Genomic DNA, 2,068 nt, shown 5'->3' with positions numbered 1-2,068 from the left:
GGCCCCTCGCCGAGCGCATCGCGCAGCGGCGCCACCTCCCGCGGGGAGCAGACCAGGCCATCGGCGCCGGCGGCGACGGCGAGGCGCCCGAGCCGCAGCACCTGCTGCACCGGCCCACCGGCCACCCCCGTCTCGGCCAATGCGGCCGCGTCGAGGCTGGTCAGCACGGTGACGGCCAGGATGCGCATCCGGCCCTCGCCCATCCGTTCCGCCGCCTCGCGCGCCGCGGCCACCATCGCGGCCCCGCCGGCGGCGTGGATGGTCAGGAAGGCCGGCCGCAACGGCGCCAGCGACCGTACCGCGCCTGCCACGGTGTTCGGGATGTCGTGCAGCTTGAGGTCGAGGAAGACCGGGCCATGCGCCGCGATGCGCCGCACCGCCGCCCCGCCTTCGGCGGAGAACAGCTCGAGCCCGACCTTCAGCAGCCCGGCCTGCGGCACGACGCTGCGCGCCCAGCCTTCGGCGGTGGCGAGGTCGGGCGCGTCGAGCGCGACGCAGAGACCGCAGCGCCGCACGATCAGCGGCGCCCGCCGAGGGCTGGCACGACCTCGGTGTCCGGCACGCGGCCCATGTCGGCGGCGCGGCGCGCCGCTTCCTCCCGCGCGCGGATGGCGGCGAGTTCGCCTTCGAGCAGCTTCGCCGCCTGCTCCATCTTCGCCGCGCGCCGCCGCATCGGCAGCGTCGCGCCCCAGACGAGCAGCGCGCCGACCATGAAGGCCCCCGCGCAGAGGATCAGCACCGCGATCCCGAGCGACGACACCCAGGCGATGTCGAAGGGCCAGAGCCGGATCTCGACATCCTGCGTGTTGGACAGCGCGAACAGCGCGAGCAGGATCAGGAGCGGAACGAACATCAGCCAGCGCATCGGCATCCTCGCGGATCGTGAGCGGTCCTTCGGCCCCCAGGCTTACGCCCGCCCGGCCGCGACCGGAAGCCGCAACCCGGACAACCCCGCGCGCCCCGCCCGCTGGCCGCCCCCCGCTGCCCTGCCTTGGCTTTGCCAGGGCAGGATGCGCCATCATCGCAGGACGCGCGCCAATCCGGGGTCCCCGCGAAGACGCGCAGCGGCTTCGCGGGGAAATCTAGGCGGGCGCGGCCACGCGCGGCTTGCGGGCCGCGACCTGCAGCGGGCCGCCATTCACGCGCTCCCGCAGCTCCTTGCCCGGCTTGAAGTAGGGCACCGACTTCGCCGACACCGCCACCGCCGTCCCGGTACGCGGGTTCCGTCCGGTGCGCGGGTCGCGCTTCTTGGTGGAGAAGGCGCCGAAGCCGCGCAGCTCCACCCGGTCGCCGCGGGCCAGCGCCCCGGTGATCTCGTCGAAGATGGTGGAGACGATCAGCTCCACATCGGGCTGGCGCAGATGCGGGTTGGCCTGCGCCAGCTGGGCGATCAGCTCCGATCGCGTCATGACGGCCTGCCGTCCCCTCGTTTAACGGGCGGCAGGCTGCCAAAGCGCGCGCACGCGGTCAACGACGAGCCATTCCGTGACCAGCGCCTCCGCCAGCGCGCCCACCGCGGCGCGCAGGTTGCGCTCGGCGAAGCTCCGGGTCTCGATGTCCCGGACGGGGAGATTGGCCGGGACCGACCGCGCCTCCGCCAGCCACGCCCGCGCCTCCGGCTCGCCGCCGATCGCATCTACCAGGCCGAGGCCGACTGCCTCCCGCCCCGTGAAGACCCGCCCATCGGCCAGCTCGCGCACGCGCTCGGCCGGCATGTCGCGCCCCGCAGCCACCTTGGCGACGAACTGCTCGTGCAGGTCGCGCACCACGCGCATCAGCTCGGCGCGCCCCTCTTCGGACAGCGGGCGGAAGGGACTGAGTTCGTCCTTGAAGCGGCCGGAGACCAGGGACTGGCCGCGCACGCCGAGCCGGCCGAGCAGTTCCGACGCGTCCACCGACTGCAGCAGCACGCCGATCGAGCCCGTCACCGTCGCCTCGCGCGCGAAGACGCGGGCGGCCGGCAGCGCCACCATGTAGCCGGCCGAGGCCGCGGTGCCGCCCATCGTCGCGACCACCGGCTTGCGCTCGGCCAGCCGCCGCAGCGCGGCGTGCAGCGCCTCGCCGCCCG

4 protein-coding genes are annotated in these 2,068 nt (G+C 74.8%); all 4 read right to left on the bottom strand.

What is annotated here, in order from left to right; all coding sequences use genetic code 11:
* Nucleotides 1-521, bottom strand: a 521-nt coding sequence (pyrF, locus tag L2I40_RS22385; protein ID WP_372491101.1) for an orotidine-5'-phosphate decarboxylase, incomplete at its 3' end; no start/stop codon positions are given.
* Nucleotides 518-865: a LapA family protein gene (locus L2I40_RS22380; RefSeq protein WP_237217530.1), complete on the bottom strand. Its 348-nt coding sequence runs from the start codon at nucleotides 863-865 to the stop codon at nucleotides 518-520. The genes L2I40_RS22380 and pyrF, both read right to left, overlap by 4 nt.
* 217 nt (nucleotides 866-1,082) lie before the next feature.
* The gene (gene ihfB / locus L2I40_RS22375) at nucleotides 1,083-1,409 is read right to left on the bottom strand and encodes an integration host factor subunit beta (protein WP_237217529.1); all 327 of its coding nucleotides are present in this window, start codon (nucleotides 1,407-1,409) and stop codon (nucleotides 1,083-1,085) included.
* Nucleotides 1,410-1,430: 21 nt separating this feature from the next.
* The coding region (sppA, locus tag L2I40_RS22370) for a signal peptide peptidase SppA (protein WP_237217527.1) at nucleotides 1,431-2,068 on the bottom strand (638 nt) is incomplete at its 5' end.

It is taken from the genome of Falsiroseomonas oryziterrae (genome assembly GCF_021864505.1).
Lineage (GTDB): Bacteria > Pseudomonadota > Alphaproteobacteria > Acetobacterales > Acetobacteraceae > Falsiroseomonas > Falsiroseomonas oryziterrae.
Note: the sequence above shows the minus strand (reverse complement) of the source record. Positions and strands in the feature narration are given on the sequence as shown.